We start from the raw sequence: 23,868 nt of genomic DNA on the forward strand, positions 1-23,868 counted from the left end.
GACCCGAACAGGACGCGCCGTTCGCCGACGCCGTGAGCGACGAGATCGGCGATCGCTCGTCCACTGGAATCGAAAGGGGTTTGAAGGGGCGACGGATATGTGGAAGTGCGAGCAGGGATAGCCAAGTCAGGCCAACGGCGCAGCGTTCAGGGCGCTGTCTCGTAGGAGTCCGCAGGTTCAAATCCTGCTCCCTGCATCACTTCTCACGAATCGATTCCACCGTCGACGGCACGGGAGACTGCGTCGTCGACGTACTAACAGTTGCAGATTTGGAGGAAACCAATGAGTAGCAAGACCAATCCGAGGCTCACCGATCTCATCGCCGAGCTGAAGTCGACGTCCCGCGAAGAGGACGCCGACATCTGGCGAGACGTTGCGGATCGACTCGAGAAGCCCCGGCGCACCCACGCTGAGGTGAACCTGGGCCGCATCGAGCGGTACGCACGCGAAGAAGAGACTGTCGTCGTTCCCGGCAAAGTGCTGGGATCCGGCGCACTACAGAAAAACGTCACCGTCGCCGCCGTCAAGTTCTCTTCGTCCGCAGAGACGAAGATCGAACAGGTCGGCGAACCGGTATCGCTCGAGCAAGCGCTCGAAGAGAACCCAGAAGGCTCCGACGTCCGGGTGATTCGATGAGTCTCGCAGAGTTCGACGCCGATACCGTCGTCGACGCCAGTGACTGCATTCTCGGTCGCGTCGCCAGCGAAGTCGCCCAGCGCGCGCTGGACGGCGAACGCGTCGCGATCGTTAACGCCGAGGACGCTGTCATCACCGGCGACAAAGAAGACATCTTCGAGACGTACCGCACGCGACTGCAGCTTGGCTCGGACAGCGGGCCATACTATCCGCGACGGCCGGACACGATCTTCAAGCGGTCCGTCCGCGGTATGCTGCCGTACAAGAAACCACGCGGTCGCGAAGCGCTCGACAGCGTCCGCGTCTACGTCGGCAATCCATACGAGGACGACGACGAGCGCGACTCGGAAGTGCTCGAGGGAACGTCGCTGGATCGCCTGTCGAACATCCGCTTCGTCCACCTACACGAAGTGTCCGAACAGTTAGGTGCTAACGTCACATGGTAACCAACACGAGTGGCAAGAAAAAGACGGCCGTCGCGCGAGCGACGGTCCACGAGGGCGAGGGTCGCGTTCGAATCAACTCCCAGCCCGTCGAACTGGTCGAACCCGAGATGTCCCGGCTCAAGATGCTCGAGCCGTTCCGCATCGTCGGCGAGGACCTGCGCGGCGAGATGGACATCGACGTTCGCGTCGAGGGTGGCGGCATTAGCGGTCAGGCAGACGCCGTCCGCACTGCCATCGCACGCGGCATCGTCCAGCACACGAACGACGCCGAACTCCGTGACGCGTTCATGGAGTTCGACCGGTCGCTGCTGGTCAACGACGTTCGCCAGTCCGAACCCAAGAAATGGGGCGGCCCGGGCGCTCGGGCGCGCTACCAGAAGTCCTACCGCTAAGGTGATTCAGGCATGATGGTACCGGTCCGGTGTTTCACCTGTGGTAACGTCGTCGGCGAACACTGGGAGGAGTTCGACGAACGAGCCAACGAGGGCGACGAAGATCCCGAAGAAGTCCTCGACGAGCTCGGCGTCGACCGCTACTGCTGCCGACGCATGCTCGTCAGTCACAAAGACCTGGTCGACATCGTCTCCCCGTACCAGTAACAATGCAACAACAACAGCACAACCGCTACGAGAAAGCACGCATCCTCGGCGCGCGAGCGCTGCAGGTCTCCTATGGCGCACCGGTGTTGATCGAGACCAACCAGACGCAACCGATCCTCATCGCCGCCGAGGAGTACGACGCTGGCGTGCTACCGTTTACCGTCAAGCGGGGGTACGATCGCAAATGACGCTCATCACGGACATCCGACTCCGTCGCATCCTCGACTCGCGAGGGAATCCGACGGTCGAAGCCGACGTCGTGACCGAAAGCGGCGGCTTCGGTCGTGCTGCAGCACCCAGCGGGGCCAGCACCGGCGAGTACGAAGCCGTCGAGCGACCGCCGAGTGAGGCGATCGCCGCGGCTCGAGAACACGCCGTCCCCCGACTCGTCGGCGAGGTCTACGCGGGCAACCAGCGTGACGTCGACGCCGCACTGCACGCTGCAGACGGCACCGACGACTTCTCGGAGATCGGTGCCAACAGCGCGGTCGCCATCTCGATGGCTGCCGCGAAGGCCGGTGCCGACGTGCTCGGTGCCCCACTGTTCCAGCACCTCGGTGGCACGTTCCGGGGCGAGACCTTCCCGATTCCGCTCGGCAACGTCGTCGGCGGTGGCGAACACGCTGCCGACGCGACCGACATCCAGGAGTTCCTGGCAGCACCCGTCGGTGCACCGAGCGTCGAAGACGCCGTCTTCGCCAACGCCGCCGTCCACGCCGCCGTCTCGGACCTGCTGTCCGAACGCGGTGTCCCCTGTGGTAAGGGTGACGAGGGCGCGTGGGCACCGTCGATCGACGACGGCGAGGCGTTCGAGATCGTCGACGAGGCGGTTTCGCTGGTCGAAGACGAGGTCGGCTTTGAGATCAAGTTCGGCCTCGACGTCGCCGGCGCGGAGCTGTACGACGCCGACTCGGGTACCTACGAGTACAGCGACCGGAGCCGCGACACCGACGAGCAGATCGAATACATCGCCGACCTCGTCGAGGAGTACGACCTCGTCTACGTCGAGGACCCGCTCGACGAGGACGACTACGACGCCTTCGCCGACCTCACGGACGAAGTCGGCGACCAGACGCTGATCTGCGGTGACGACCTGTTCGTCACGAACACCGACCGTCTCGTCGAGGGAATCGATCGCGACGCGGCCAACAGCATCCTGATCAAGCCGAACCAGATCGGGACGCTGACGGACGCCTTTGACGCGATCGAACTCGCGACCGAGAACGGCTACGACTCGGTCGTCTCCCACCGGTCGGGCGAGACCGAAGACGCGACGATCGCACACCTCGCCGTCGCAACCGACGCCCCCTATATCAAGACGGGTGCCGTCGGCGGCGAGCGAACCGCAAAGCTCAACGAGCTCATTCGAATCGCAGACGACGCGACATGACAGAAAACGACGCAACCCAGGAAGGGCTCGACGCCGCCGAGGAGGACATCGACGAGGAGCCAGCCGAAGGGGCTGGCCCCGCCGCCGAGGAGGACGTCGAGCCAGTAGACGAACAGCCCGCCGACGCCGAGGGAGCACCCGCGGCCGACGCCGAAGAAGCCGACGACGCCGCCGAGGAAGAAGACGCCGGTCCGACCCTCGACGACGACGTTATGTCCGACGAGGAAGCGGACCTGCTGATCCCCGTCGAGGACTACCTCGGCGCTGGTGTCCACATCGGGACCCAGCAGAAGACCGACGACATGGAGCGGTTCATCCACCGCGTCCGAACCGACGGTCTCTACGTGCTGGACGTCTCGAAGACCGACGGTCGTATCCGGACGGCCGCGGACTTCCTCGCCAACTACGACCCCGAACAGATCCTGGTCACGTCCTCGCGCCAGTACGGTCGCTTCCCGGCCGAGAAGTTCGCCGAAGCCGTGGGCGCACGCGCCCGCACCGGTCGCTTCATCCCGGGCACGCTGACGAACCCCAAGTACGACGGCTACATCGAGCCGGACGTGCTCGTCGTCACGGACCCGATCGGCGACGCCCAGGCCGTCAAGGAGGCCATCACGGTGGGTATCCCCGTCATCGCGATGTGTGACTCGAACAACCAGGTCAGTAACGTCGACCTCGTCGTCCCGACGAACAACAAGGGTCGCAAGGCCCTCTCGGTCGTCTACTGGCTGCTCGCAAACGAGGTCCTCGACCGCCGCGGTGCCGAGCCGTCCTACTCGCTCGAGGACTTCGAGAGCACGGTCTAAGGCGTTCGATCGGCGCTGTTCGTTTTCTCATCACAGCACACACGCGAGTGACAACCAGCGGCAGCGTTCGGACCCTCGTGGTTACGACGAGCCGTCCGCGAGCAACTGCGCGACCAGTTCGGCGGCGTCGGTTGCCGTCGTGCCGAAGACGTAGGTCGCGGGTTCGATCCCGAACGCGCCGCGGTGATAGACGACGCGGGGGACCGATCCACGCTCTTCGAAGCGGCGGCTGAGATGCTCGCCACGGTCCTCGTAGTCCGCGTCGAACTCGAGCGGGTCGATTCCCAACTCCGTCGCGGCCGCGAGCAGGTCGTCGTCGGTGGCGACGTTTGTCGCACCGCGGATGCTCGAGTCGACTTCGTTGGCGGCTAACACCGCCGTCGCAACGTGTTTCGAGGCACCGAACTCGGGGTTGGCTGGAATCTCGATTCGACCGCCCATGGCATAGATTCGGCCCGGAATCGCGGCGACGTCTGTCTCGTCGCTGGGATCGGGGAGACTCATGCCGACGTTCGTTCCGACGTTCGGGATCGAGTCGGCCATGCCGGGAATCGAAGCGAGCGTCCGCGCGGCGGTGCGGACGTTCGAGAGCACGTCACGTTCGGCGCGGACGTCAGGATCGAGCCCGCGAACGCAGAGATCACAGCCCAGTCCCCGAAGCTCGGGCATCGCTTCTTCGTGGAGTTCGCAGATCGGACCACGGTCCTCGAGACTGCGAATCAACGCGAGGAGTTCGGCGAGGGCGTCGTAGCCGTCCATCTCGTCGCTTGCCAGGCCATCGGCAATCCGGTCGACGGTCGCTACGGTTTCGGGATCGTCGCGAAAGCGGTCGTCACCGCCACCCTCGCCGCCGACGTACTTGCTGACCGCAGCTTGGGTGACGCCGAGTTCGGCGGCGATCTCTTTCTGGGTCAGCCCGTGGTCGGCGAGCCGTGTGGCAAGCATCGCTCGGACGGTCGGCAGGAACCGATCGACGACGAGTTCGCTCGGCAAGACGAGTGTCATACGACCGTCGTGCGGGCCCACCGTCATAAGTCCGCCTGCGTTCCGGTCGACACCGCGCCGACTGCGAGCGCCGAGACAAAGATAGCTATTAACCGTCGTCGTGCGAACCGCCGGGCATGACACTCTCGAGCGCTCCCGGCAAGGTATATTTGTTCGGGGAGCACGCGGTCGTTTACGGCGAGCCTGCCGTCCCGTGTGCGATCGAGCGGCGAGCGCGGGTCGAGGTACAGCAACGCGACGACGAAAAGCTCCGCGTTCACGCTGAGGACCTCAGTCTAAACGGCTTTACCGTCGAGTACGACGGCACGCCGGGGAACGGCCCGGACGTCGACGTCTCGGAATCGTTGATCAGCGCCGCGATGGGCTACGTCGACGAGGCAATCGCGCAGGTTCGCGACGTGACCGGCGAGGACGAGGTCGGCTTCGACGTGACGATCGAGAGCGACATCCCGCTGGGTGCGGGCCTTGGCTCTTCCGCGGCGGTCGTCGTCGCGGCGATCGACGCCGCGGCGCGCGAACTCGGCGTCACCTTATCGTCCGGCGAACTCGCCGAGCGAGCCTACCGAACCGAATATCAGGTGCAAGATGGGCAGGCCTCGCGGGCGGACACGTTCTGTTCGGCGACCGGCGGCGCGGTCCGCGTCGAGGGCGACGACTGTCGGTCGCTCGAGGCGCCCGACCTGCCGATCGTGATCGGCTTCGACGGCGGAGCCGGCGATACCGGCCAGCTAGTCGCCGGCGTGCGCGAACTCCGAGACGAATACGACTTCGCGGCTGACACGGTCGCGGCGATCGGCGATATCGTCCGGAACGGCGAACAGGCGCTCGCCGACGGCGACATTGAGGAGCTCGGTCGGCTCATGGACTTCAATCACGGCCTGCTGTCGGCACTGGGCGTTTCATCACGCTCGCTCGATACGATGGTCTGGGCTGCCCGCGACGCGGGCGCTCACGGCGCGAAGCTCACCGGTGCTGGCGGCGGTGGCTGTATCGTTGCGCTGGATCCGACGCCCGAAACCGAGACGGCGCTGTCCTTTACCCCGGGCTGTGAGGATGCGTTCCGGGCCGAACTCGCCGAGGAAGGGGTGAAGCGACTCGAATGATCGTCCTGAAACTCGGCGGCAGCGTCATCACCGAGAAAGACCGCCCGGAGACGCTCGATGGCGAGGCACTCGAGCGGGCTGCCGACGCGGTCGCAGCAGCACTCGAGGCGGGCCTCGAGGACCTCGTCATCGTCCACGGCGGCGGGAGCTTCGGTCATCACAACGCCAGCGAACACGGCGTCAGCACGACTGACGGAACGCACGATGCGGACGCGGCACTCGCAATCCACGGCGCGATGAAGACCTTGGATCAGTTCGTCCTGCGTCGGCTGCTCGAGCGCGACGTGCAAGCGGTGCCGGTCCATCCGTTCTCGGCGGGCCACCGCGAGCGCGATGGGGCGCTCGAATTCCCGACCGGCCAGATCGAGACGATGCTCGGCGAGGGGTTCGTCCCAGTACTCCACGGCGACGTGATCGCCCACGCGGGTGCGGGTGCGACGATCGTCAGCGGCGACGAACTCGTGGCCGAACTCGCTGCGGACCTCGGTGCCGACCGGATCGGACTCTGCTCGACGGTGCCCGGCGTGTTAGACGACTCGGACGCCGTCATCGACCGGATCGACGACTTCGACGCCGTCGCCGACGTCCTCGGGGCCAGCGACGCGACCGACGTGACCGGCGGGATGGCCGGCAAAGTGCGGACGTTGCTGGCGCTCGAGGCAGAGGCGTCTATCTTCGGACTCGAGGCGCTAGCTGCGTTCCTCGAGGGCGAGAATCCAGGGACGACGATCGACTGACAACGGCAGCGGAGCCGAGACGACTGTTTTCAGCGGGTCCAGAAGCCGCCAGTAAACAGCACGAGCACGGGGATGATCTCGAGCCGCCCGATCCACATGAGAAAGACCATCAGGAGCTTCGAGCTATCGGGGAACTGGAGGTAGCTCCCGAAGGGGCCGACCGAGCCGAATCCGGGGCCGATGTTGCCGATCGTCGCGAGACTGGCGCTGAACGCCTCGAGCGGCGTCAGCGTGTAGCCGATGCGACTGGCATCGAGCGCGATGAACAGCGTCGCGATGGCGAAAATAAAGAGGTACATGAACGTGAAGCCGAGCACGCCGCGGATCGCGTCTTCGTCGACGACGTTGCCGCCGAGGCGGATCGGTCGGACGACCTCGGGGTGAGAGGCCGTGAACAGTTCCCGTCGGAGGACCTTGAAAATGATCACCCAGCGAACCACCTTGACGCCACCGCCGGTCGAGCCGGCGGAGCCACCGACGAGCATGGCAAACAGAAGGACGATCTTCCCCGTCGAGGTCCACTCGACGAAGTCGCTGGTCGCGTAGCCGGTCGAGGTCAACAGCGACGCGATCTGGAAGGCGCTCTGTCGCAGCGAGTTCTCGAGGAGACCCTCAGTGACGCCGCCGAGACCCGACAGCGCCGGTGCAGCACCGGCGTAGAGCATCCCGGCGAGGAGAACGGTTAGCCCGGCGATCGCGGCGATGTAGGCGCGAAACTCGGTGTTTCGAACGAAGCGATGGCCCTCGCCGCTGAAGACGTGCCAGAACAGGGCGAAGTTCGTCCCGGCGATGATCATGAACGGAACCGCCGTCCACTGGACGATCGCGGAAAAGGCAGCGACGCTGTCGGCTTCGGGCGAAAACCCACCGGTCGGAAGGGTCGTGAACCCGTGGGCGATGGCATTGTATAGCCCCATGTTCGGTGCCATCCCCGCGAGATGGAAGCCATAGAGCAGCGCGATATAGATAGCAGTAAAAGCGAAGTAGACGAGCCAGAGGATGCGTGCCGTCTCGGCGATCCGCGGGGTCAGTTTCTGTAACTCCGGCCCCGGCGCCTCCGACTCGATGAGCTGGGCGCCGCTGACGGCGACCTCCGGCAAGATTGCAACCATCAACACGATGATCCCCATCCCGCCGAGCCACTGGGTGAGCTGTCGCCACATCATCACGGCGTGGGAGTGGCGCTCGAGCGAGATTTCTCCGAGGACGGTGGCCCCGGTCGTCGTGAAGCCGGACATCGACTCGAACAGCGCGTTGACGGGATCAGCGAGCGTCGACTCGGTCCCCCAGCCCGCGAGCACGTACGGGACCGCGCCCACGGCAGCGACGGCGAGCCACGAGATCGCGACGAACAGCATCGCTTCTCTGATCTGCAGGTCTGGTTCGGGACTGAGTTGCTCGAGGCCGTGGCCGACGGCGATCGTCAGTGCGATCGTCGCGACAAACGGCAACAGCGACTCGCCGTAGATGAGCGCCACGATGACCGGGATCACCAGTGGGACGGAGAGATACTTGATGACGGTCCCGACGAGCGCGACGCTGGCACGCCAATCAGTGCGTAGTCGCATAGAACACCCCGCTCGCGTAATGACGCCTGTACACGATATTTAACGGCATTTCAGCTAGCATTTATGAATCCATCGTTACCTGCCTTCGAGCGTGTTCCAGCGGAGTGACGAGGCGACGGCGCGCTATATCAGGTCGACGACCTCGTCGAGGACGGTCGCGTCGACGAACACGATGACGTGATCACCGGGCTTGACGGCCGTCGAGCCACGCGGTGTAATGTGCTCGCCGCCACGGGAGATCGCACCGATAACGACGCCGTCTGGAAGGTCGTTTGTCGCCTTCGCGATGTCCTGTCCGACGAGGACGCTGTCGGGACCGACTTCGATCTCGATGACTTCGGCACGGTCGTGCTCGAGCATCGCGATCTTCTCGGTGTGGTCGGTCCGGGTAAAGCGGATGATCTCCTCGGCGGTTTCCTCACGGGGGTTGACTGCGACGTCGACGCCGACGGTCTCGAAGAGGTCGGCGTACTCGGGCGTCTCGATGATGGCGACAGTCCGATCGACGCCGAGTCTGTCGGCCAGCAGCGAGACGAGCAGGTTCTTCTCGTCGCTGTCTAGGGCCGCGACGACGACATCGGCCTCGCCGACGTGTTCGCGGGCGAGGAACTCGGAGTTGGTCGCGTCGCTTTCCATGACCATCGTGTTCGGCAACGCCTCGGCGACCTCGCGGGCTCGCTCGTGGTCCTGTTCGATCAATCGTGGCCGGAAGCCGTGGTCTTCGAACTCGCGGGCGGCCTGAAAGCCGATCTCGCTCGCGCCGACGATGACGACTTCCTCGGTGTCGTCCGGCGTCGTCGCGACCTCGTCGGCGAAGTCGTTCATCGAATCTGGACTCCCGATGACGACGACCCGATCACACGCCCGGATGACGGTGTCGCCGCGCGTGACGATCATCTCGTCGTCCCGGAAGATCGCTGCGAAGGTCAGCGAGTCATAGCAGTCCGCCTCGCTGACCGTCCGGTCGACGATCGGGCTGTCTTCTGGAATGTCGAACTCGGCCATGCGCACGAGTCCACCCGCGAACGTATCCACGTCGTGGGCGCTCGGGAGCCCGGATATCCGGAAGATCGTCTGTGCAGTCAACAGGTCGGTACAGACCATGAAATCGACGCCGAAGGCCCCCTGCGAGCCCTGCCAGGTCTCGAGGAGCGTCCGTCGGCGGACCCGGGCGATCGTGAAGACCTCGGATGTGGCTTTCGCCGCGCCACAGACGACCGCGTTGGTCTCGTCGTTGTCGGTACAGGCGATGACGAGCCCGGCTTGCTCGAGGCCGGCCTCGCGCAACACCTCGAGGTCGGTTCCGTCGCCACGGATCGTGAGGACGTCGAGCTCGTAGGTGAGTTGCTCGGTCACGTCACCGTCCTGGTCGACGACGACGACATCGTGGGTGTCCTCGAGGTTCGCGGCGATCGAGCGACCGACTTCACCGGCACCGACGATGATTACGTACACGACGATCCCTCCGAAAGCATGAGTACTGAACCCGTGTTTCGGGGCGACCGGGAAATGGATTACGATGCGCGAAGACAGGCTGAGCGGCGCGGTGGGCCGTCGATGTTGGGCACTCGAGGACCCAGCATCGAAGCGGACACTGACTGACGGGCTAACCCATTGTGTTTTTAAGACCTGGGCGTGTACGAGCACATAGCGAAACCCGCGGGCAAGTGCGTTCGGGGCTCACGATGTCGTGAGCCGGCTGGAGACGGGTTGTCTCCGCGAGCGCATAGCGGGATGGCCGACGCGCTGTAAGACGCCGGGGCCGAACAACCGGGAGTCCGCGGACCGTTTCGATGAGAGTCCATCACGCGGCTTTCAGTGCTACGAACCATGGAAATCGAAATTGCAACGATTGGCGGCTACGAAGAAGTCGGACGGCAGATGACTGCCGTCCGCGCCGGCGACGACGTCGTCATCTTCGATATGGGTCTGAACCTCTCGCAGGTGCTGATCCACGACAACGTCGAAACCGAGCGGATGCACAGTCTCGACCTGATCGACATGGGTGCAATCCCCGACGACCGGGTCATGAGCGACTTGGAGGGCGACGTGCAAGCGATCGTCCCCACCCACGGTCACTTGGACCACATCGGTGCCATCTCCAAACTGGCACACCGATACGACGCGCCGATCGTCGCGACGCCGTTTACGATCGAACTCGTCAAACAGCAGATCGAGGGCGAACAGAAGTTCGGCGTCGAGAACGACCTGATCAAGATGGACGCCGGCGAGACGATGTCGATCGGCGACTCCGGCAAGGTCGACCTCGAGTTCGTCAACGTCACCCACTCGATCATCGACGCGATCAACCCTGTCCTCCACACGCCCGAAGGCGCGGTCGTCTACGGGCTGGACAAACGGATGGACCACACGCCCGTCATCGGCGATCCGATCGACATGGAGCGGTTCCGTGAGATCGGTCGCGAGGGAGAGGGCGTCCTCTGTTACATCGAGGACTGTACCAACGCCGGTCGGAAGGGCCGGACACCCTCCGAGAACGTCGCCCGTGAGCACCTCCGCGACGTCCTCTACAGTCTCGAGGACTACGACGGCGGGATCGTCGCTACCACCTTCTCGAGTCACATCGCTCGCGTGAAATCGCTCGTCGAGTTCGCCGACGACATCGGTCGTCAGCCCGTCCTGCTCGGTCGCTCGATGGAGAAGTACTCGGGCACCGCCGAACGGCTCGACTTCGTCGACTTCCCCACGGACCTGGGGATGTTCGGCCACCGAAAGTCCGTCGACCGCACGTTCAAGCGGATCATGAACGAGGGCAAGGAGGACTACCTGCCCGTCGTCACCGGCCACCAGGGCGAGCCCCGCGCGATGCTCACCCGGATGGCTCGCGGCGAGACGCCGTACGAACTGGACGAAGGCGACAAGGTCGTCTTCTCCGCTCGCGTCATCCCAGAGCCGACCAACGAGGGCCAGCGCTACCAGGCCGAGAAGCTACTGGGTATGCAGGGTGCCCGCATCTACGACGACATCCACGTCTCCGGCCACATGAACCAGGAAGGCCACTACGAGATGCTCGATGCGCTCCAGCCCCAGCACGTCATCCCGGCCCACCAGGACTTAGAGCACCTCTCTCGGTACATCGACCTCGCCGAGAACCAGGGGTACCAACTCGGGCGCGACATCCACGCCACGCGCAACGGGAACCTCATCCAGCTCGTCGACTGATATGACGAGTCCCGAGGCACGCGAAGAGGCGGTGCTCGAAGCGGTACGCAAGCGTCGTGAACTCGTCAACGACGCGATTCCCGAGGAGCTGCCGATCCAGCGACCCGAGCGGCTCTACGAAGCTTCTCGATACCTGCTGGACGCGGGCGGCAAGCGGCTGCGCCCGACCGTCTTCCTGACGACGGCGGAGGCGCTGGCAGATGTCGACTCGCTCTCGACGGAGTATCGGTCGTTTCCCCCACTCGACGACAGCGGCCCGGTCGACGTGATGGCTGGCGCCGTCAGCGTCGAGGTCATCCAGTCGTTTACCCTGATCCACGACGACATCATGGACGACGACGACCTCCGACGTGGCGTCCCCGCCGTCCACAAAGAGTACGACCTCGAGACGGCCATTCTGGCCGGCGACACGCTCTACTCGAAAGCGTTCGAGATCATGCTCGAGACGGGCGCGGAGTCCGATCGCATCGTCGACGCACTCGACGTGCTCGCGACGACCTGTACGGACATCTGTGAAGGCCAGTCGCTCGACGTTACCTTCGAGGAGCGAACGGACGTTACGCCCGACGAGTACCTCGAGATGGTCGAACAGAAGACCGCCGTCCTCTACGCAGCGTCGGCGTGTCTGCCGGCGATCTTGCTCGGCGCTGACGACGAGACGGTCGAGGAACTCTACGGCTACGGGCTCGACGTTGGCCGCGCGTTCCAGATTCAAGACGACGTGCTCGATCTGACGGTGCCAAGCGAGCAACTCGGCAAACAGCGGGGCAGCGACCTCGTCGAGAACAAGCAGACGCTGATCACCGTCCACGCCCGCAAACAGGGCGTCGATGTCGATAACCTGGTCGACACCGACGATGTCGACGCGGTCACCGAAGCCGAGATCGACGACGCGGTCGCCGAACTCGAGGCGGCGGGCTCGATCTCGTATGCGAACCAGACTGCCCGCGATCTGGTCGAGCGCGGCAAGAACAGACTCGAAGTCCTTCCGGACAACGAGGCGCGTGACCTCCTCCGCGAACTCGCGGATTACCTGATCGAACGCGGCTACTAACACCAGTCGCCGCACAGATCGAGCGACACCGCGAATCGCGAGGGTTTTTGACCGGGCGCGGATAGCACACGATAATGAACGACGAGTTACGCGAGCGCGTCGAGCGCGAGGTCGAAAAACACGCGCTATTGAATGCCGTCAAACACGAGAGCGACGCCGACGTCGGCGCGATTATGGGGCCACTGATGGGCGACAACCCCGAATTCCGCGAGCACGGCGACGAGATTCCGGGGATCGCCGGCGGCGTCGTCGGACGGGTCAACGACCTCGATTACGAGGCCAAACGCGCTCGCCTCGAGGAACTCGCACCCGAGGAACTCGCCGAGATCGAAGCCGAGGAGGAGGAAGACGAATACGATCTGCCGGACCTGCCCAACGCCGAGGAGTACGACGAGATCCGGATGCGGTGTGCGCCAAACCCCAACGGCCCGTGGCACGTCGGCCACGCCCGGATGCCCGCCGTCATCGGCACCTACCGCGACCGCTACGACGGCTGGTTCTGTGTGCGCTTCGACGACACCGACCCCGAGACCAAGCGCCCGGATCTCGCGGCCTACGACGACATCCTCGAGGATCTCGACTATCTCGGCTTCGAGCCCGACGAGACGTACAAAGCGAGCGACCGCCTCGAGACCTACTACGACCACGCCCGCGAGCTGATCGAACTGGGCGGAGCCTACACCTGCTCGTGTTCGGGCGAGGACTTCTCGGAACTGAAGAACTCGGGCGAGGCGTGTCCCCACCGCGAGAAGGACACTGAGATGGTACTCGAGGAATTCGAGGCCATGATCGACGGCGAGTACGAAAGCGGCGAGATGGTGCTGCGGGTCAAGACCGACATCGAACACAAGAACCCCGCGCTACGCGACTGGGTGGCCTTCCGGATGATCGATACGCCTCATCCCCGCGAGGAAGCCAGCGAATACCGATGCTGGCCGATGCTGGACTTTCAGTCGGGCGTCGACGACCACCTCATCGGGATCACGCACATCATCCGCGGAATCGACCTGCAGGACTCCGCGAAACGCCAGCAGTTCGTCTACGACTACTTCGACTGGGAGTATCCCGAAGTCATCCACTGGGGCCACGTCCAACTCGACGACTACGACGTCAAGGTGAGTACGTCGACCATTTCGGAACTGATCGAGCAGGGCGAACTCGACGGCTGGGACGACCCGCGTGCGCCGACGCTCAAGAGCCTGCGCCGACGCGGCATCCGCGGCGAGGCCATCGTCGAGGCGATGACCGGGCTGGGAACCTCGACTACAGACGTCGACCTCGCGATGAGTTCGATCTACGCGAACAACCGCGACCTGATCGACGACGAGACCGACCGCCGCTTTTTGGTCCGTGACGGCGTCCAGCTCCCTCTCGGCGGCAGCCCGCCCGAGGAAGCGAACCCGCCGCTGCACCCCAACCACGAGGAGCGTGGCGTTCGGGAGATTCCGGTCAGTGATGCCGTCTTGCTCGAGGAGGGCGACCTCCCCGACCGCGAGGAGCGGATCTGGCTCAAGGGCCTGGGCTGTTTCCAGTACACCCGTGACACCCTCCAGTATACCGGCGACGACATCGACGTCGTCCGCGAGGGAGACGTCGACGTCGTTCACTGGGTCCCCGCCGAGGAGAGCGTGCCTGTCCGGATGCGAACCATGGACGGCGACGTCTCCGGCCACGCCGAGCCGGGTGTCGCCGACCTCGAGCCCGACGAGGTCGTGCAGTTCGAGCGCGTCGGCTTCGCGCGGATCGACCGCCACGAGGACGAGGAGACGGTCGCGTACTACACCCACCCCTGAACCCCTACTCGAGCAAGTCGTCCGCCCGGTCCGGATCGGGATCGGCTACGACGCCGTCCTGTCGACCCAGCACGCGAGCGTGAGCGGCACAGACGAGTCGGTTCTCGTCCCAGGGGATGTGTAACTCGACTGTGGCGGGGCGCTCGCAGTCAGACTCGGAACACTCCGTGTCCATTCGTCCGTGGGAACGTTACCCACGAATTCAGTCTTTTCTCTTGTCGGTCAGAGAACGAACACGGCCACGACGAACCCAAAGAGGATTGACGCTGTCAGTAGGACCTGGACTGCCGTCGAGGCGAGCACGCCGATCGTCGTGTAGACCGCCGAGCGGGTGCTCCCCTCGAGTTCGCCCTCACGAACAAACTCGAGGGCAAAGACGGTCCCGAAGAGGCCAACGAGCAGGCCGAGCGGGCCGGTGACGACCATGAGGACGATGCCGACGACGGCGGCGGCCGCGGTCGTGAGCCACGACGCGCCGCCTGCTCGGGCGGCGATCGAGCCGCCGAAGAACTCGATGAGTGCCGTGATGAGGGCGAGAACGGCGAGGACGACGAACGTGAGGACGCTCACCTCGGCAAATCCGGCACCCCACAAGTAGACGCCGAGACCAGCCAGCGAGAGGAGCCCGCTCGGAACCATCGGCACGGCTGCGCCGACGATGGCACCGACGAGCAACGCGATCGCGACGAGCGTCACCGCATCGACCATACGTCACTCGAGGGACCCGAGCGTCAAAGCCGTACTGCCGGCTGTCTCGAGCCGCCTGCGTGTGATCGGTATGCAAACCGTGCATACGGACTCCTGTCAGTCAGTGCCGGTGCACCCGCGACCGTTCTGCGGGCTCACCGGGACATCGGTACAGCAGACCGTACCAGTCGTTACTGGACGCATCGAGCTCAGCGCTCGGCAAATCGCTCTCGAACCTCGAGTGCCGCGTCTTCCCCATACTGATCGACCAACGGACAGACGGCGTCGCCGAGCGCTCGCATACACTGTCCCGTCGAGTGATACCCGAGGCGGTCGGCAACGGCCTCCCAGTCCCGACTCTGGAGGGCGCGAAGGACCAGCAGCCGTTCCTCGCGACCGGTCAGGTCGACGGCATCGGGGTCGTCGACGAAGTACCGGACGACGAGGTCACGAAACGGCCCTGGATCGACGTCGAACAGTCCCGGCCCGTAGGCCGCCCCGGCGACGACGCGCCACTCGTGGTCGGTCACCGAAAGCGGCGGCCCGGCACCCTCAGCGACGCTGCGCAACACTGCGCGGGCGACGTCCGGCTCGAGGTCGTCGAGTGCGTCCGAACACAGCGCGGCGAACCGGCGGGCGAACCAGTCGGCGTGGCGGTCGTGGAGTTCCCGGCCCTCGTCGCTCGTCGGCGCGAGCATGAGCGCCGAATACTCGCCGCTGGCGTCGTTGCGCGTCGTCGAGATGTGGATTGCACGGTAGCCGTTCTCGCGCCAGAACGCCAGCAGGCCGGGCGTCGCGCCGAAGCCGGTGCCGAGCCAGTCGACCGACGGAGCGTACTCCTCGCGGACGCGCTCGAGCAGGCGCGAGCCAAGTCCCCGCGAGCGGGCGGCATGGTGGGTCGCAATGCGGACGACGCGCAAGCCAGCCGGCTCGGCTGCCGCTTCGTCCCGCAACTGGCTGGTCAGCACGTCCGGCAACATGTTGCCGCGAACCCGGCCACCTTCGTACATCATGGAACGGGTTTCCGGCGAGAGGTCCCCTTCGCGAGCGAGCAACGCCACGCTGACGACGTGACCGTCGTGGACGAGCGCGCGGGCCTCGAGATTGGGCGCGTCGAGCAACCGCGCGAGATCGGCGGGTTCGGTCCGGTAGTGGGCGAGCACGAGCAGACCGAAGGCTTCCCGGAGCAGGCGCTCGTCGGCCAGCAGCTCGTCGGGCTCGAGTCGCCGGTAGTCGACCGTCTCGGGTGTGGCGTCGGCCACGAGCGAGTCGACCGGTGGCCGGGCGTCGAGCAGCAGGGCGCGAAAAGCCCACACTTCGACGGGATCGCCCGCCGCATACCGAATCGGCTCGACGAGCTGACAGTCGGTCACGTCGTGATCGCTTTCGGCGAGTCGATCCCGAAAGCGGACCGAGAAGCCCCGTCCTGCACCCTCGTAGCCGTGGATCGTCGTCGCGAAGGCGACGCGGTCGGCAGCCAGCAGCGACTCGAGGGTGGCGACCGGCAGTGCGGCGGCCTCGTCGACGACAACAATATCGGCCGCCTCGAGGGCGTGGACAGCCGCGGCTGGTTCGCGAAAGCGGACGGAGCCGCCGGCGGTCGTCTCGATCCGGCGGGGCTCGACGGTCGCGTCGGTCCCGAGTGCCTCGACGAGTTCATTGGCACGCTCGAACAGCTCCGCCGCGTTCCGTGCGGCAGGGGCGGTCACGAGTACGTCCTCGCCAGCGGCGGCGTATGCGCCCGCGGCCAGCCCCGCCGCGCTCGATTTGCCCCGGCCCCGGTCGGCCTCGAGGACGACGGCCTGCTCGCACTCGGCGAGTGACTCGAAGGCGGCGACGGCGGCGACCTGGTCTGCCGTCAGGCAGGCCTCGTAGGTCGCAGCCGGAAACCGGTGGTCGGCTGGCGGCGTCGGTGGCTCCATCGGCATCCGTGGGGCCGGGTCGATCAACCCGTCAGCGTCGACGCTGTCGTTCTCGAGGTCGACGATCGCGATCCCGCGGTGGGTTTGCAGTGTCTCGACGAGTCGGCGTTTGAACCGACCGGTAACGTCGTCGACGACGAACGGCGGGACGGCAAGCGAGGTGGCGAACTCGTCGCGGCGGTCCGGCCAGGACGCAAGCGGTGGGGTGAGCAAAACGAGGAGACCGCCACCGTCGACCGCGCCGACGACTTTGCCGAGCGCGTTTGGCCGGAGTTCGTCGTGGGCGTCAACAGCGATGACGTCCCGCGTCGTCCCGAGGAGGTCGCTCGCGTTGGCCTGTCGGAGTTGTTCACAGCGGAGGCGGTCGTCGGGACCGACAAGGGTCGTCTCGGTGATCGGGACAGAGAGCGCATCGAGAATCGACTCGAGGGCATCGTATCCCCGCTTTCGAGCGCCGGCGAGCACGAGCAGTCGGCGCTCGTTGGTTCGGGTGGCTTCCTCGTGAAGCAACTCGGCAAGGCCGACGGCGTCGACGTCCATGTGTGTGGTGGCGTTGGCGTCTCGAGCGTAATATATTGCTGGACAACTGCAGTATCGCCACGGAACGTGACGGTTAACACCGGCTACCGGACGTGTTCCAACACGAGCAAGCAGGGAAGGCCCTAACCGGGCCAAGGGACTACTCGGCCTGTGCGGTGCCATCTCACGGCCTCGTTCGTTTGAACACGCTTTTAAGGAGGGCAGCGCTACTCAGGTGTACACCCTACGCGGGGTTGATGATGCTCCTAGCCCTACAGGACTTCCGCCGGAGTCGTTCCGGCACGGGTGCCCAGCGCCCGGACGGCAGGGGAGCGCGAGCCCACGTGTAGGAGAGGTGAACAACCAATGTCAGTCTACGTAACCACCGATATCCCAGCCGACCTCGCAGACGACGCCCTCGAGGCGCTCGAGGTCGCACGAGACACCGGACGCGTAAAGAAAGGAACCAACGAAACGACGAAGGCCATCGAGCGCGGTAACGCCGACCTCGTCTACGTCGCCGAAGACGTCTCCCCCGAGGAGATCGTCATGCACCTGCCGGAGCTCGCCGACGAGAAGGGCATCCCAGTCGTCTTCATCGAGACGCAGGACGACGTCGGTCACGCTGCCGGCCTCGAGGTCGGCTCGGCCGCTGCGGCGATCGTCGACGCTGGCGAGGCCGAGGGCGACGTCGAGGACATCGCCGGCAAGGTCGAGGACCTCGACTGAGGTGACCAGAGATGAGTGCTGAAGAGGAAGAAAGCGGCTCTACGCCCGCCGAGGTCATCGAGATCGTCGGCAAGACCGGCATGCACGGTGAAGCCATGCAGGTCAAATGCCGGATCAAGGAGGGCGAGAACCAGGGACGCATCATCACCCGTAACTGCCTCGGGCCGGTCCGCGAAGGGGACGTACTCCAGCTTCGCGAGACTGCCCGCGAGGCCGACTCCATCGGAGGACAATAATGGTCGAGAAACGAACCTGCGACTACACGGGCGAAGAGATCGAACCCGGCACGGGCATCATGTACGTCAAAACCGACGGCACCGTGCTCCACTTCGTCGACTCCAAAGCGGAGAAAAACTACAAGCTCGGGCGCGAGCCCCGAGATCTGGAGTGGACTGAGGAAGGTCGTCGCGCCAAAGGTCCAGTCCAGGACGAGACGCCTGCCGCCGAGGCCGACGAAAGCGAAGCCGAAGACGAAGACGAAGCTGACGCGTCCGCCGAGGACGAAAGCGAGGAAGTCGAGGCTGAAGAAGCATGAGCGATCACGAACGCACCTTCGTGATGGTCAAGCCCGACGCCTTCGCGCGTGGCCTCGTGGGCGAGGTCGTCTCCCGACTCGAGGACCGCGGGCTCAAGCTCGTCGGCATCAAAGTCGAGAACATGCCCCGCGAACGGGCAGAGGAACACTACAGCGAACACGAGGACAAGCCGTTCTACGACGACCTCGTGGACTTCATCACCTCGGGTCCGGTCGTGCCGATGGTCTGGGAGGGCCAGGACGCAACCCGGCAGGTCCGCCAGATGATCGGCGAGACCGACCCGCTCGAGGCCGCACCCGGAACGATCCGGGGCGACTACGCGCTCGATCTCGGTCGGAACGTCGTCCACGCCGCCGACCACGAGGACGAGGGCGCAAACGAACGCGAGATCGCGATCCACTTCGACGAGGACGAGCTGATCGACTACGATCAGCACGACGCCGAGTGGCTCTACGAGTAATCGATCTCGAGTCGACAGCTGTTTTCGTTTTTTGACGGGCGGACACACCTAGAGTGGCGACTAGGCGGCAATCAGAAAGGGCGTCACTCAGCACACAGTGGCACTCGACCGGCAGAGTGTGTCCGTATCGATGCAACACCTACCGGACCCTTCACAGGGTTATACAACTCGAAAATACTCTAGAGTAAAATATACGTATTCATCTAGAGAGACGTAACATCTAATGTCGCGGCTGAAGTAAAGGCAGGTGGTGGTTTCGAATGGTAATACACAGGAGGTGGGCCGTGAATGCGTGAAACGAACGGGGAGGTGACCGCATTGATGGCGGATGCGACGCCGTCGCTGGATGTCGTTTTCGATCTGCTTTCGAACAGTCGACGACGATACGCGCTGTACTATCTCAACGACCAACCGGACGGCGTCGCAACGCTGGAAGCGCTCACCGAGAACGTCATCGGCTTCGAACAGCAGACGGGCGCAAGAGACGGGGAACACACGACGGATCGGCATGCGAGCGTTCAAATGGAGCTCACGCATACCCACCTCCCGAAACTCGAAGACGCAGGCATTCTCGAACACGACCAGCGAAGCGAGACGGTGCGATACTGGCGCCAGCCGTCGCTCGAGGAGTGGCTCGAGCACGCCTACCACAAGGAGATTACGTAACACTGGCGAATTCACGGCAATCGACAGTGACGGCCAGCGGGTCGGGACGAGGCGTCACCGATCGCTGAAACTTTTAATAGCCAGCCAGTGGTGGATGTTCGTGAGTATCGGGAAATCGCATGACGGGACAGCCGTGAGTTTATTCGGGGTGATAACATCCCACTCCTCAAAACTTAACAGGCGAGGAACCGATACAGAACATGAGACGAATACTATGACTGATCACGAACTTCCACCACTTCCATACGATTACGACGCGCTCGAGCCATCGATTTCCGAACAGGTCCTGACCTGGCATCACGACACGCACCATCAGGGCTATGTCAACGGCCTCAACGCCGCCGAGGAGACCCTCGCGGAGAACCGCGAGGAGGGCGATTTCAGTTCGACGCCCGGCGCCCTCGGTAACGTCACCCACAACGGCTGTGGCCACTATCTCCACACGCTGTTCTGGGAGAACATGTCCCCCAACGGCGGCGGCGAACCCGAGGGCGACCTCGCCGACCGCATCGAGGAGGACTTCGGCTCCTACGAAGGCTGGAAGGGCGAATTCGAGGCCGCTGCCGGCGCTGCCGGTGGCTGGGCACTGCTGGTATACGACCCGGTCGCGAAGCAACTGCGCAACGTCGCAGTCGACAAGCACGACCAGGGCGCGCTCTGGGGCTCTCATCCCGTGCTCGCGCTGGACGTCTGGGAACACTCCTACTACTACGACTACGGTCCGGACCGCGGGAGCTTCATCGACGCCTTCTTCGACGTCGTCAACTGGGAGAAGGCCGAAGAAGAGTACCAGAAGTGCCTCGACCACTTCGAGTAAGCGACGAGCCCGTCACGATCCCTGTTTTTCTTGGCAGGAAGCGACCGACAGCCACGGCCATAGCTGCGGTTGTAACTGAGCGATCCGTCCGACCCAATTTGGTCCCCGATACCACGCGTCTCGTGAGTGACGCCCATAGTTTAACCTCATGCGGAACGATGTCTTACCGCATATGGCCGCCGAGGACAGCGTCGAGGCGACGGTCGACGAGCAGGATCGGCAGCGACACCAGCCACGGCTCGAGACGGACCAGAACGAGACGAGCGAGATGCTCGCAACCGCCCTTCGTGCCGCCTGCGATGGGGACGTGCGCTTCGACGAGTATACGCGCGTGCTCTACGCGACCGACGGCAGCATCTACAGCGCACAACCCGCCGGCGTCGTCTTCCCGCGGGATGTCGACGACGTCCGCACAGCGGTCCGCGTCGCAGCCGCCCACGACGCACCGGTGCTCCCGCGGGGGGCTGGCACGTCGCTTGCCGGCCAGACCGTCGGCCCGGGCTGTGTCGTTCTCGACCTCTCTCGGCATATGGACGAGATCCAAGCGATCGATCCGAACGAGCAGACCGCCGTGGTCCAGCCAGGCGTCGTGCAGGACCATCTCGACGATGCGCTCGAGCCGTACGGCCTCCGCTTTGCGCCGGATCCGGCCTCGTCGAACCGGGCGACGATCGGCGGCGGGATCGGTAACAATTCGACGGGCGCACACTCGGTTCGATACGGCATCACGGACGCCTACGTCGAGGAGTGCGAGGTCGTCCTCGCCGATGGCTCACTGATCCACACGCGAGATATCGTCCTCGACAGTCCGGAGTGGGATCGCATCGTTTCGAAAGACGACCGCGAAGCCGACCTCTACCGGACGGTTCGGGCGCTGGTCGAGGACAACGCCGACGAAATCGAGTCACGCTATCCCGAGCTCAAACGTAGCGTCAGCGGCTATAATCTACAAAAAGTGATCCGAACGGATAGCGAAGGGAATCGGATCATCAACCTCTCGAAACTGCTCGTCGGTGCCGAAGGCACGCTCGGCGTCGTCGTCGAGGCGACGCTCTCGCTCGTTACCCGCCCCGACGAGACTGCGCTCGCGGTCTGTTGTTACGACGACCTGCTCGAGGCGCTTGCTGCCGTCCCCGAGGCGCTCGCACGCGAGGCAAGCGCGGTCGAACTCATGGACGACGAGGTGTTCCGGCTGGCCGCTGACTCGGCGGAGTACGCCGAATACGCGGAGCCGATTCCCGAGGGGACTGAAGCGGCGCTGATGCTCGAGTTCGATTCGGAAGTCGTCGACGACCTGTCGGCGGCGGTCGACGCGGCGACGACAACCCTCGTAGACGAGGGCGCGGCGTTTGGATCGCTCGAGGCCTTCACCTCCGAGAAACAGGACCGACTCTGGAAGCTCCGGAAAGCTGCCATCCCGCTGTTGATGAGCATGGAAGGCGATCCGAAACCGTACCCCTTCGTCGAGGATGCCTCCGTCCCACCCGAAGAGCTCGCGGAGTACGTCGCGGGCTTCCAGAAGATCCTCGAGCGCCACGACACGACGGCGGCCTACTTCGCCCACGCGGGCGTCGGCACGCTGCACATTCGACCGGTTCTCAATCTGAAAGACGGCGACGATGTCGAGACGATGCGTGCCATCGCCGACGATGTCACCGACCTCGTCGCCGAACACAACGGCTCGTTTTCTGGCGAGCATGGCGACGGCCTCGCGCGGACGGCGTTCAATCCAAAGCTGTACGGTCCCCAACTCTGGGATGCGTTCAAGCAACTCAAATCGGCGTTCGACCCGGACTGGCGGCTGAATCCCGGGAAGGTCGTCTACCGTGATGAAAATCCGACCGACATCCGCGACAACCTCCGATACGGGCCGGACTACGCCACCCTCGAGCCGCGAACGACGCTCGACTTCGACGACGAGGGCGACTTCTCGCAGCTCGTCGAACTCTGTAACGGCTGTGGGACCTGCCGGCAGACCGGCAGCGACGTGATGTGTCCCACGTATCGAGCGACCGAAGAGGAGATCGCGACCACGCGGGGCCGTGCGAACCTGCTGCGGGCGGCGATCAGCGGCGAGATCGACCCCGACGAACTCTACGGCGAGCGGTTCCAATCGGAGGTGCTCGACCTCTGTATCGGCTGCAAGGGCTGTCAGAGCGACTGTCCCACCGGTGTCGATCTCGCGAAACTCAAAGCCGAAGTCAAACACCAGTACCACGACCGCGAGGGGACGAGCCTCCGGGAACGGCTGTTCGCGAACGTCGATCGGCTGGCGGCGCTTGGCAGTACGGTCGCGCCGCTTGCAAACCACGCAACGGACTTGCCGGGGGCACGGACCGCTCTCGAGAAAACAGTTGGAATCGCGGCCGATCGGACGCTGCCGACGTTCCAGCGGGAAACGCTGGTCGACTGGTACGGGGAGCGTGGACCCCAGATCGATGCGGAAACGGCAACCGCGGGGGTCGTTCTCTACCCGGACACGGACACCAACTATTCGAATCCGGCAGTCGGGAAGGCAGCCGTCGACGTGCTCGAGGCCGCGAACGTCCGCGTCGCCATCCCCGAGCTCGGCCCGACCGGTCGCGCAGCCTACTCCCAGGGACTGCTCGAGGTCGCTGCCGATCAGGGCCGGGCATTGCTCGACGACCTCGAGCCGTATCTCGAGCGCGGCTGGGCGGTCCTGTTCGTCGAACCCTCAGACGCGGCGATGGTCGTCGACGAGTACCGCTCGCTGCTCGACGACGAGCGCGTCGAGACGCTCGCCGCGAACGCCTTCGGCGTCTGTGAGTTCGTCGACGACCGCAGACTGGACGCAGAGGTGTCGTTCGACGAGGCCGTGACAGCGGAGGCCCCGCTCACGTTTCACGGCCACTGCCACCAGAAGGCCCGCGGCGCTGACCACCACGCCGTCGGCGTGCTCCGACGGGCGGGCTACGCCGTCGACCCCGTCGACTCGGGCTGCTGTGGCATGGCCGGCAGTTTCGGCTACGAAGCCGACCACTACGACCTCTCGCGGGCGATCGGCTCGATACTGCGAGACCAACTCGAGGAGCGCCAGCACCCGGACCACAGCGAGACGACGATCGTCGCCCCCGGCACCTCCTGTCGGACACAGATCGGCGATTTTGAAGGCTACGACCGGCCCACGCATCCCGTCGAATTGCTCGCACGCGCCCTCGAGGGGTAGCGATACCGATCGACCGTCGCGTCAC

General features: G+C 64.7%; 25 protein-coding genes and 1 tRNA gene. 20 read left to right on the top strand and 6 right to left on the bottom strand.

Annotated elements, in window-relative coordinates:
* Positions 1-111: 111 nt before the first annotated feature.
* The 8 genes from ACERI1_RS13945 to rpsB all read left to right on the top strand — a co-directional run bounded on the left by ACERI1_RS13945 (position 112) and on the right by rpsB (position 3,877).
* Positions 112-196: transfer RNA gene (locus ACERI1_RS13945), tRNA-Leu, on the top strand.
* Between the two features lie 86 nt (positions 197-282).
* On the top strand, positions 283-636 hold the full coding sequence (locus ACERI1_RS13950; protein WP_373618914.1) for a 50S ribosomal protein L18e: 354 nt from the start codon (positions 283-285) through the stop codon (positions 634-636).
* Positions 633-1,082, top strand: coding sequence for a 50S ribosomal protein L13 (locus ACERI1_RS13955; protein WP_130501347.1), 450 nt, complete (start codon positions 633-635; stop codon positions 1,080-1,082). The genes ACERI1_RS13950 and ACERI1_RS13955 overlap by 4 nt, the downstream gene beginning before the upstream one ends.
* On the top strand, positions 1,076-1,474 hold the full coding sequence (locus ACERI1_RS13960; protein WP_373618916.1) for a 30S ribosomal protein S9: 399 nt from the start codon (positions 1,076-1,078) through the stop codon (positions 1,472-1,474). Before ACERI1_RS13955 ends, ACERI1_RS13960 begins: the two co-directional genes overlap by 7 nt.
* 12 nt (positions 1,475-1,486) lie before the next feature.
* A complete protein-coding gene (locus ACERI1_RS13965) occupies positions 1,487-1,681 on the top strand; it encodes a DNA-directed RNA polymerase subunit N (RefSeq protein ID WP_138780018.1) in 195 nt (64 codons plus the stop codon).
* Positions 1,682-1,683: 2 nt separating this feature from the next.
* On the top strand, positions 1,684-1,869 hold the full coding sequence (locus tag ACERI1_RS13970; protein ID WP_373618917.1) for a DNA-directed RNA polymerase subunit K: 186 nt from the start codon (positions 1,684-1,686) through the stop codon (positions 1,867-1,869).
* Positions 1,866-3,071, top strand: coding sequence for a phosphopyruvate hydratase (gene eno, locus ACERI1_RS13975; protein WP_373618919.1), 1,206 nt, complete (start codon positions 1,866-1,868; stop codon positions 3,069-3,071). Before ACERI1_RS13970 ends, eno begins: the two co-directional genes overlap by 4 nt.
* Entirely contained in the window at positions 3,068-3,877 is an 810-nt protein-coding gene (gene rpsB / locus ACERI1_RS13980; protein WP_373618920.1) for a 30S ribosomal protein S2, read from the top strand. Before eno ends, rpsB begins: the two co-directional genes overlap by 4 nt.
* 81 nt (positions 3,878-3,958) lie before the next feature.
* Here rpsB and ACERI1_RS13985 read toward each other — a convergent pair whose 3' ends face one another.
* Entirely contained in the window at positions 3,959-4,882 is a 924-nt protein-coding gene (locus ACERI1_RS13985) for a thiamine-phosphate synthase family protein (protein ID WP_373618922.1), read from the bottom strand.
* Positions 4,883-4,998: 116 nt separating this feature from the next.
* Between ACERI1_RS13985 and mvk the strand changes: the two genes are divergently transcribed.
* The gene (gene mvk, locus ACERI1_RS13990) at positions 4,999-5,985 is read left to right on the top strand and encodes a mevalonate kinase (protein WP_373618923.1); all 987 of its coding nucleotides are present in this window, start codon (positions 4,999-5,001) and stop codon (positions 5,983-5,985) included.
* Positions 5,982-6,722 carry an isopentenyl phosphate kinase gene (locus ACERI1_RS13995; RefSeq protein WP_373618924.1) on the top strand — a complete coding sequence of 247 codons (741 nt, stop codon included), beginning with the start codon at positions 5,982-5,984 and terminating at the stop codon, positions 6,720-6,722. The genes mvk and ACERI1_RS13995 overlap by 4 nt, the downstream gene beginning before the upstream one ends.
* Positions 6,723-6,751: 29 nt before the next feature.
* Here ACERI1_RS13995 and ACERI1_RS14000 read toward each other — a convergent pair whose 3' ends face one another.
* Both ACERI1_RS14000 and trkA read right to left on the bottom strand, forming a co-directional pair.
* Positions 6,752-8,290, bottom strand: a complete 1,539-nt coding sequence (locus tag ACERI1_RS14000; RefSeq protein ID WP_373618926.1) for a TrkH family potassium uptake protein — start codon at positions 8,288-8,290, stop codon at positions 6,752-6,754.
* A gap of 123 nt (positions 8,291-8,413) precedes the next feature.
* Entirely contained in the window at positions 8,414-9,745 is a 1,332-nt protein-coding gene (trkA, locus tag ACERI1_RS14005; RefSeq protein ID WP_373618928.1) for a Trk system potassium transporter TrkA, read from the bottom strand.
* Positions 9,746-10,120: 375 nt separating this feature from the next.
* Between trkA and ACERI1_RS14010 the strand changes: the two genes are divergently transcribed.
* The 3 genes from ACERI1_RS14010 (at position 10,121) to ACERI1_RS14020 (ending at position 14,320) form a co-directional block, all read left to right on the top strand.
* Positions 10,121-11,473 carry an RNase J family beta-CASP ribonuclease gene (locus ACERI1_RS14010; protein WP_373618929.1) on the top strand — a complete coding sequence of 451 codons (1,353 nt, stop codon included), beginning with the start codon at positions 10,121-10,123 and terminating at the stop codon, positions 11,471-11,473.
* 1 nt (position 11,474) lies between these two features.
* Positions 11,475-12,527 (top strand): geranylfarnesyl diphosphate synthase, encoded by a 1,053-nt coding sequence (gene idsA3, locus ACERI1_RS14015; RefSeq protein WP_373618931.1) that lies wholly within the window; start codon positions 11,475-11,477, stop codon positions 12,525-12,527.
* Positions 12,528-12,601: 74 nt separating this feature from the next.
* The gene (locus tag ACERI1_RS14020; RefSeq protein WP_373618932.1) at positions 12,602-14,320 is read left to right on the top strand and encodes a glutamate--tRNA ligase; all 1,719 of its coding nucleotides are present in this window, start codon (positions 12,602-12,604) and stop codon (positions 14,318-14,320) included.
* 4 nt (positions 14,321-14,324) lie between these two features.
* On the opposite strand, the gene ACERI1_RS14025 is transcribed toward ACERI1_RS14020, so the two are convergent.
* The 3 genes from ACERI1_RS14025 to tmcA form a co-directional block, all read right to left on the bottom strand.
* Positions 14,325-14,495, bottom strand: coding sequence for a hypothetical protein (locus ACERI1_RS14025; RefSeq protein ID WP_373618933.1), 171 nt, complete (start codon positions 14,493-14,495; stop codon positions 14,325-14,327).
* 47 nt (positions 14,496-14,542) lie between these two features.
* Complete coding sequence (locus ACERI1_RS14030; RefSeq protein ID WP_373618934.1) at positions 14,543-15,028, bottom strand: DUF456 domain-containing protein; 486 nt, start codon at positions 15,026-15,028, stop codon at positions 14,543-14,545.
* A 188-nt stretch (positions 15,029-15,216) separates the two neighbouring features.
* Complete coding sequence (gene tmcA, locus ACERI1_RS14035; protein WP_373618935.1) at positions 15,217-17,469, bottom strand: tRNA(Met) cytidine acetyltransferase TmcA; 2,253 nt, start codon at positions 17,467-17,469, stop codon at positions 15,217-15,219.
* Between the two features lie 345 nt (positions 17,470-17,814).
* Here tmcA and rpl7ae point away from each other — a divergent pair, with 345 nt between their 5' ends.
* The 7 genes from rpl7ae (at position 17,815) to ACERI1_RS14070 (ending at position 23,843) form a co-directional block, all read left to right on the top strand.
* Positions 17,815-18,177, top strand: a complete 363-nt coding sequence (rpl7ae, locus tag ACERI1_RS14040; protein ID WP_373618936.1) for a 50S ribosomal protein L7Ae — start codon at positions 17,815-17,817, stop codon at positions 18,175-18,177.
* A gap of 11 nt (positions 18,178-18,188) precedes the next feature.
* The gene (locus ACERI1_RS14045) at positions 18,189-18,413 is read left to right on the top strand and encodes a 30S ribosomal protein S28e (protein ID WP_006064297.1); all 225 of its coding nucleotides are present in this window, start codon (positions 18,189-18,191) and stop codon (positions 18,411-18,413) included.
* A complete protein-coding gene (locus ACERI1_RS14050; protein ID WP_373618937.1) occupies positions 18,413-18,712 on the top strand; it encodes a 50S ribosomal protein L24e in 300 nt (99 codons plus the stop codon). Before ACERI1_RS14045 ends, ACERI1_RS14050 begins: the two co-directional genes overlap by 1 nt.
* A complete protein-coding gene (gene ndk, locus ACERI1_RS14055) occupies positions 18,709-19,173 on the top strand; it encodes a nucleoside-diphosphate kinase (RefSeq protein WP_008012982.1) in 465 nt (154 codons plus the stop codon). Before ACERI1_RS14050 ends, ndk begins: the two co-directional genes overlap by 4 nt.
* 288 nt (positions 19,174-19,461) lie before the next feature.
* Complete coding sequence (locus ACERI1_RS14060) at positions 19,462-19,839, top strand: hypothetical protein (protein WP_373618939.1); 378 nt, start codon at positions 19,462-19,464, stop codon at positions 19,837-19,839.
* Positions 19,840-20,053: 214 nt separating this feature from the next.
* Positions 20,054-20,656, top strand: coding sequence for a superoxide dismutase (gene sod, locus ACERI1_RS14065; RefSeq protein ID WP_373618942.1), 603 nt, complete (start codon positions 20,054-20,056; stop codon positions 20,654-20,656).
* Positions 20,657-20,828: 172 nt separating this feature from the next.
* The gene (locus ACERI1_RS14070; protein WP_373618944.1) at positions 20,829-23,843 is read left to right on the top strand and encodes an FAD-binding and (Fe-S)-binding domain-containing protein; all 3,015 of its coding nucleotides are present in this window, start codon (positions 20,829-20,831) and stop codon (positions 23,841-23,843) included.
* The last annotated feature ends 25 nt before the right edge of the window (positions 23,844-23,868 follow it).

It is taken from the genome of Natrinema sp. HArc-T2 (assembly GCF_041821085.1).
GTDB lineage: Archaea > Halobacteriota > Halobacteria > Halobacteriales > Natrialbaceae > Natrinema.

What these genes read in the sequence shown, in the direction of transcription:
- ACERI1_RS13995 (WP_373618924.1), top strand. Translation starts at nt 5,982, where the DNA reads ATGATCGTCCTGAAACTCGGCGGCAGCGTCATCACCGAGAAAGACCGC.
- sod (WP_373618942.1), top strand. Translation starts at nt 20,054, where the DNA reads ATGACTGATCACGAACTTCCACCACTTCCATACGATTACGACGCGCTC.
- ACERI1_RS13960 (WP_373618916.1), top strand. Translation starts at nt 1,076, where the DNA reads ATGGTAACCAACACGAGTGGCAAGAAAAAGACGGCCGTCGCGCGAGCG.
- tmcA (WP_373618935.1), bottom strand. Translation starts at nt 17,469, where the DNA reads ATGGACGTCGACGCCGTCGGCCTTGCCGAGTTGCTTCACGAGGAAGCC.
- ACERI1_RS14000 (WP_373618926.1), bottom strand. Translation starts at nt 8,290, where the DNA reads ATGCGACTACGCACTGATTGGCGTGCCAGCGTCGCGCTCGTCGGGACC.
- rpl7ae (WP_373618936.1), top strand. Translation starts at nt 17,815, where the DNA reads ATGTCAGTCTACGTAACCACCGATATCCCAGCCGACCTCGCAGACGAC.
- ACERI1_RS14030 (WP_373618934.1), bottom strand. Translation starts at nt 15,028, where the DNA reads ATGGTCGATGCGGTGACGCTCGTCGCGATCGCGTTGCTCGTCGGTGCC.
- ACERI1_RS14060 (WP_373618939.1), top strand. Translation starts at nt 19,462, where the DNA reads ATGCGTGAAACGAACGGGGAGGTGACCGCATTGATGGCGGATGCGACG.
- ACERI1_RS13965 (WP_138780018.1), top strand. Translation starts at nt 1,487, where the DNA reads ATGATGGTACCGGTCCGGTGTTTCACCTGTGGTAACGTCGTCGGCGAA.
- ACERI1_RS14050 (WP_373618937.1), top strand. Translation starts at nt 18,413, where the DNA reads ATGGTCGAGAAACGAACCTGCGACTACACGGGCGAAGAGATCGAACCC.
- ACERI1_RS14020 (WP_373618932.1), top strand. Translation starts at nt 12,602, where the DNA reads ATGAACGACGAGTTACGCGAGCGCGTCGAGCGCGAGGTCGAAAAACAC.
- ACERI1_RS14025 (WP_373618933.1), bottom strand. Translation starts at nt 14,495, where the DNA reads ATGGACACGGAGTGTTCCGAGTCTGACTGCGAGCGCCCCGCCACAGTC.
- mvk (WP_373618923.1), top strand. Translation starts at nt 4,999, where the DNA reads ATGACACTCTCGAGCGCTCCCGGCAAGGTATATTTGTTCGGGGAGCAC.
- ACERI1_RS13950 (WP_373618914.1), top strand. Translation starts at nt 283, where the DNA reads ATGAGTAGCAAGACCAATCCGAGGCTCACCGATCTCATCGCCGAGCTG.
- rpsB (WP_373618920.1), top strand. Translation starts at nt 3,068, where the DNA reads ATGACAGAAAACGACGCAACCCAGGAAGGGCTCGACGCCGCCGAGGAG.
- ACERI1_RS14010 (WP_373618929.1), top strand. Translation starts at nt 10,121, where the DNA reads ATGGAAATCGAAATTGCAACGATTGGCGGCTACGAAGAAGTCGGACGG.
- ACERI1_RS14045 (WP_006064297.1), top strand. Translation starts at nt 18,189, where the DNA reads ATGAGTGCTGAAGAGGAAGAAAGCGGCTCTACGCCCGCCGAGGTCATC.
- ndk (WP_008012982.1), top strand. Translation starts at nt 18,709, where the DNA reads ATGAGCGATCACGAACGCACCTTCGTGATGGTCAAGCCCGACGCCTTC.
- ACERI1_RS13985 (WP_373618922.1), bottom strand. Translation starts at nt 4,882, where the DNA reads ATGACACTCGTCTTGCCGAGCGAACTCGTCGTCGATCGGTTCCTGCCG.
- eno (WP_373618919.1), top strand. Translation starts at nt 1,866, where the DNA reads ATGACGCTCATCACGGACATCCGACTCCGTCGCATCCTCGACTCGCGA.
- idsA3 (WP_373618931.1), top strand. Translation starts at nt 11,475, where the DNA reads ATGACGAGTCCCGAGGCACGCGAAGAGGCGGTGCTCGAAGCGGTACGC.
- ACERI1_RS13955 (WP_130501347.1), top strand. Translation starts at nt 633, where the DNA reads ATGAGTCTCGCAGAGTTCGACGCCGATACCGTCGTCGACGCCAGTGAC.
- ACERI1_RS13970 (WP_373618917.1), top strand. Translation starts at nt 1,684, where the DNA reads ATGCAACAACAACAGCACAACCGCTACGAGAAAGCACGCATCCTCGGC.
- ACERI1_RS14070 (WP_373618944.1), top strand. Translation starts at nt 20,829, where the DNA reads ATGGCCGCCGAGGACAGCGTCGAGGCGACGGTCGACGAGCAGGATCGG.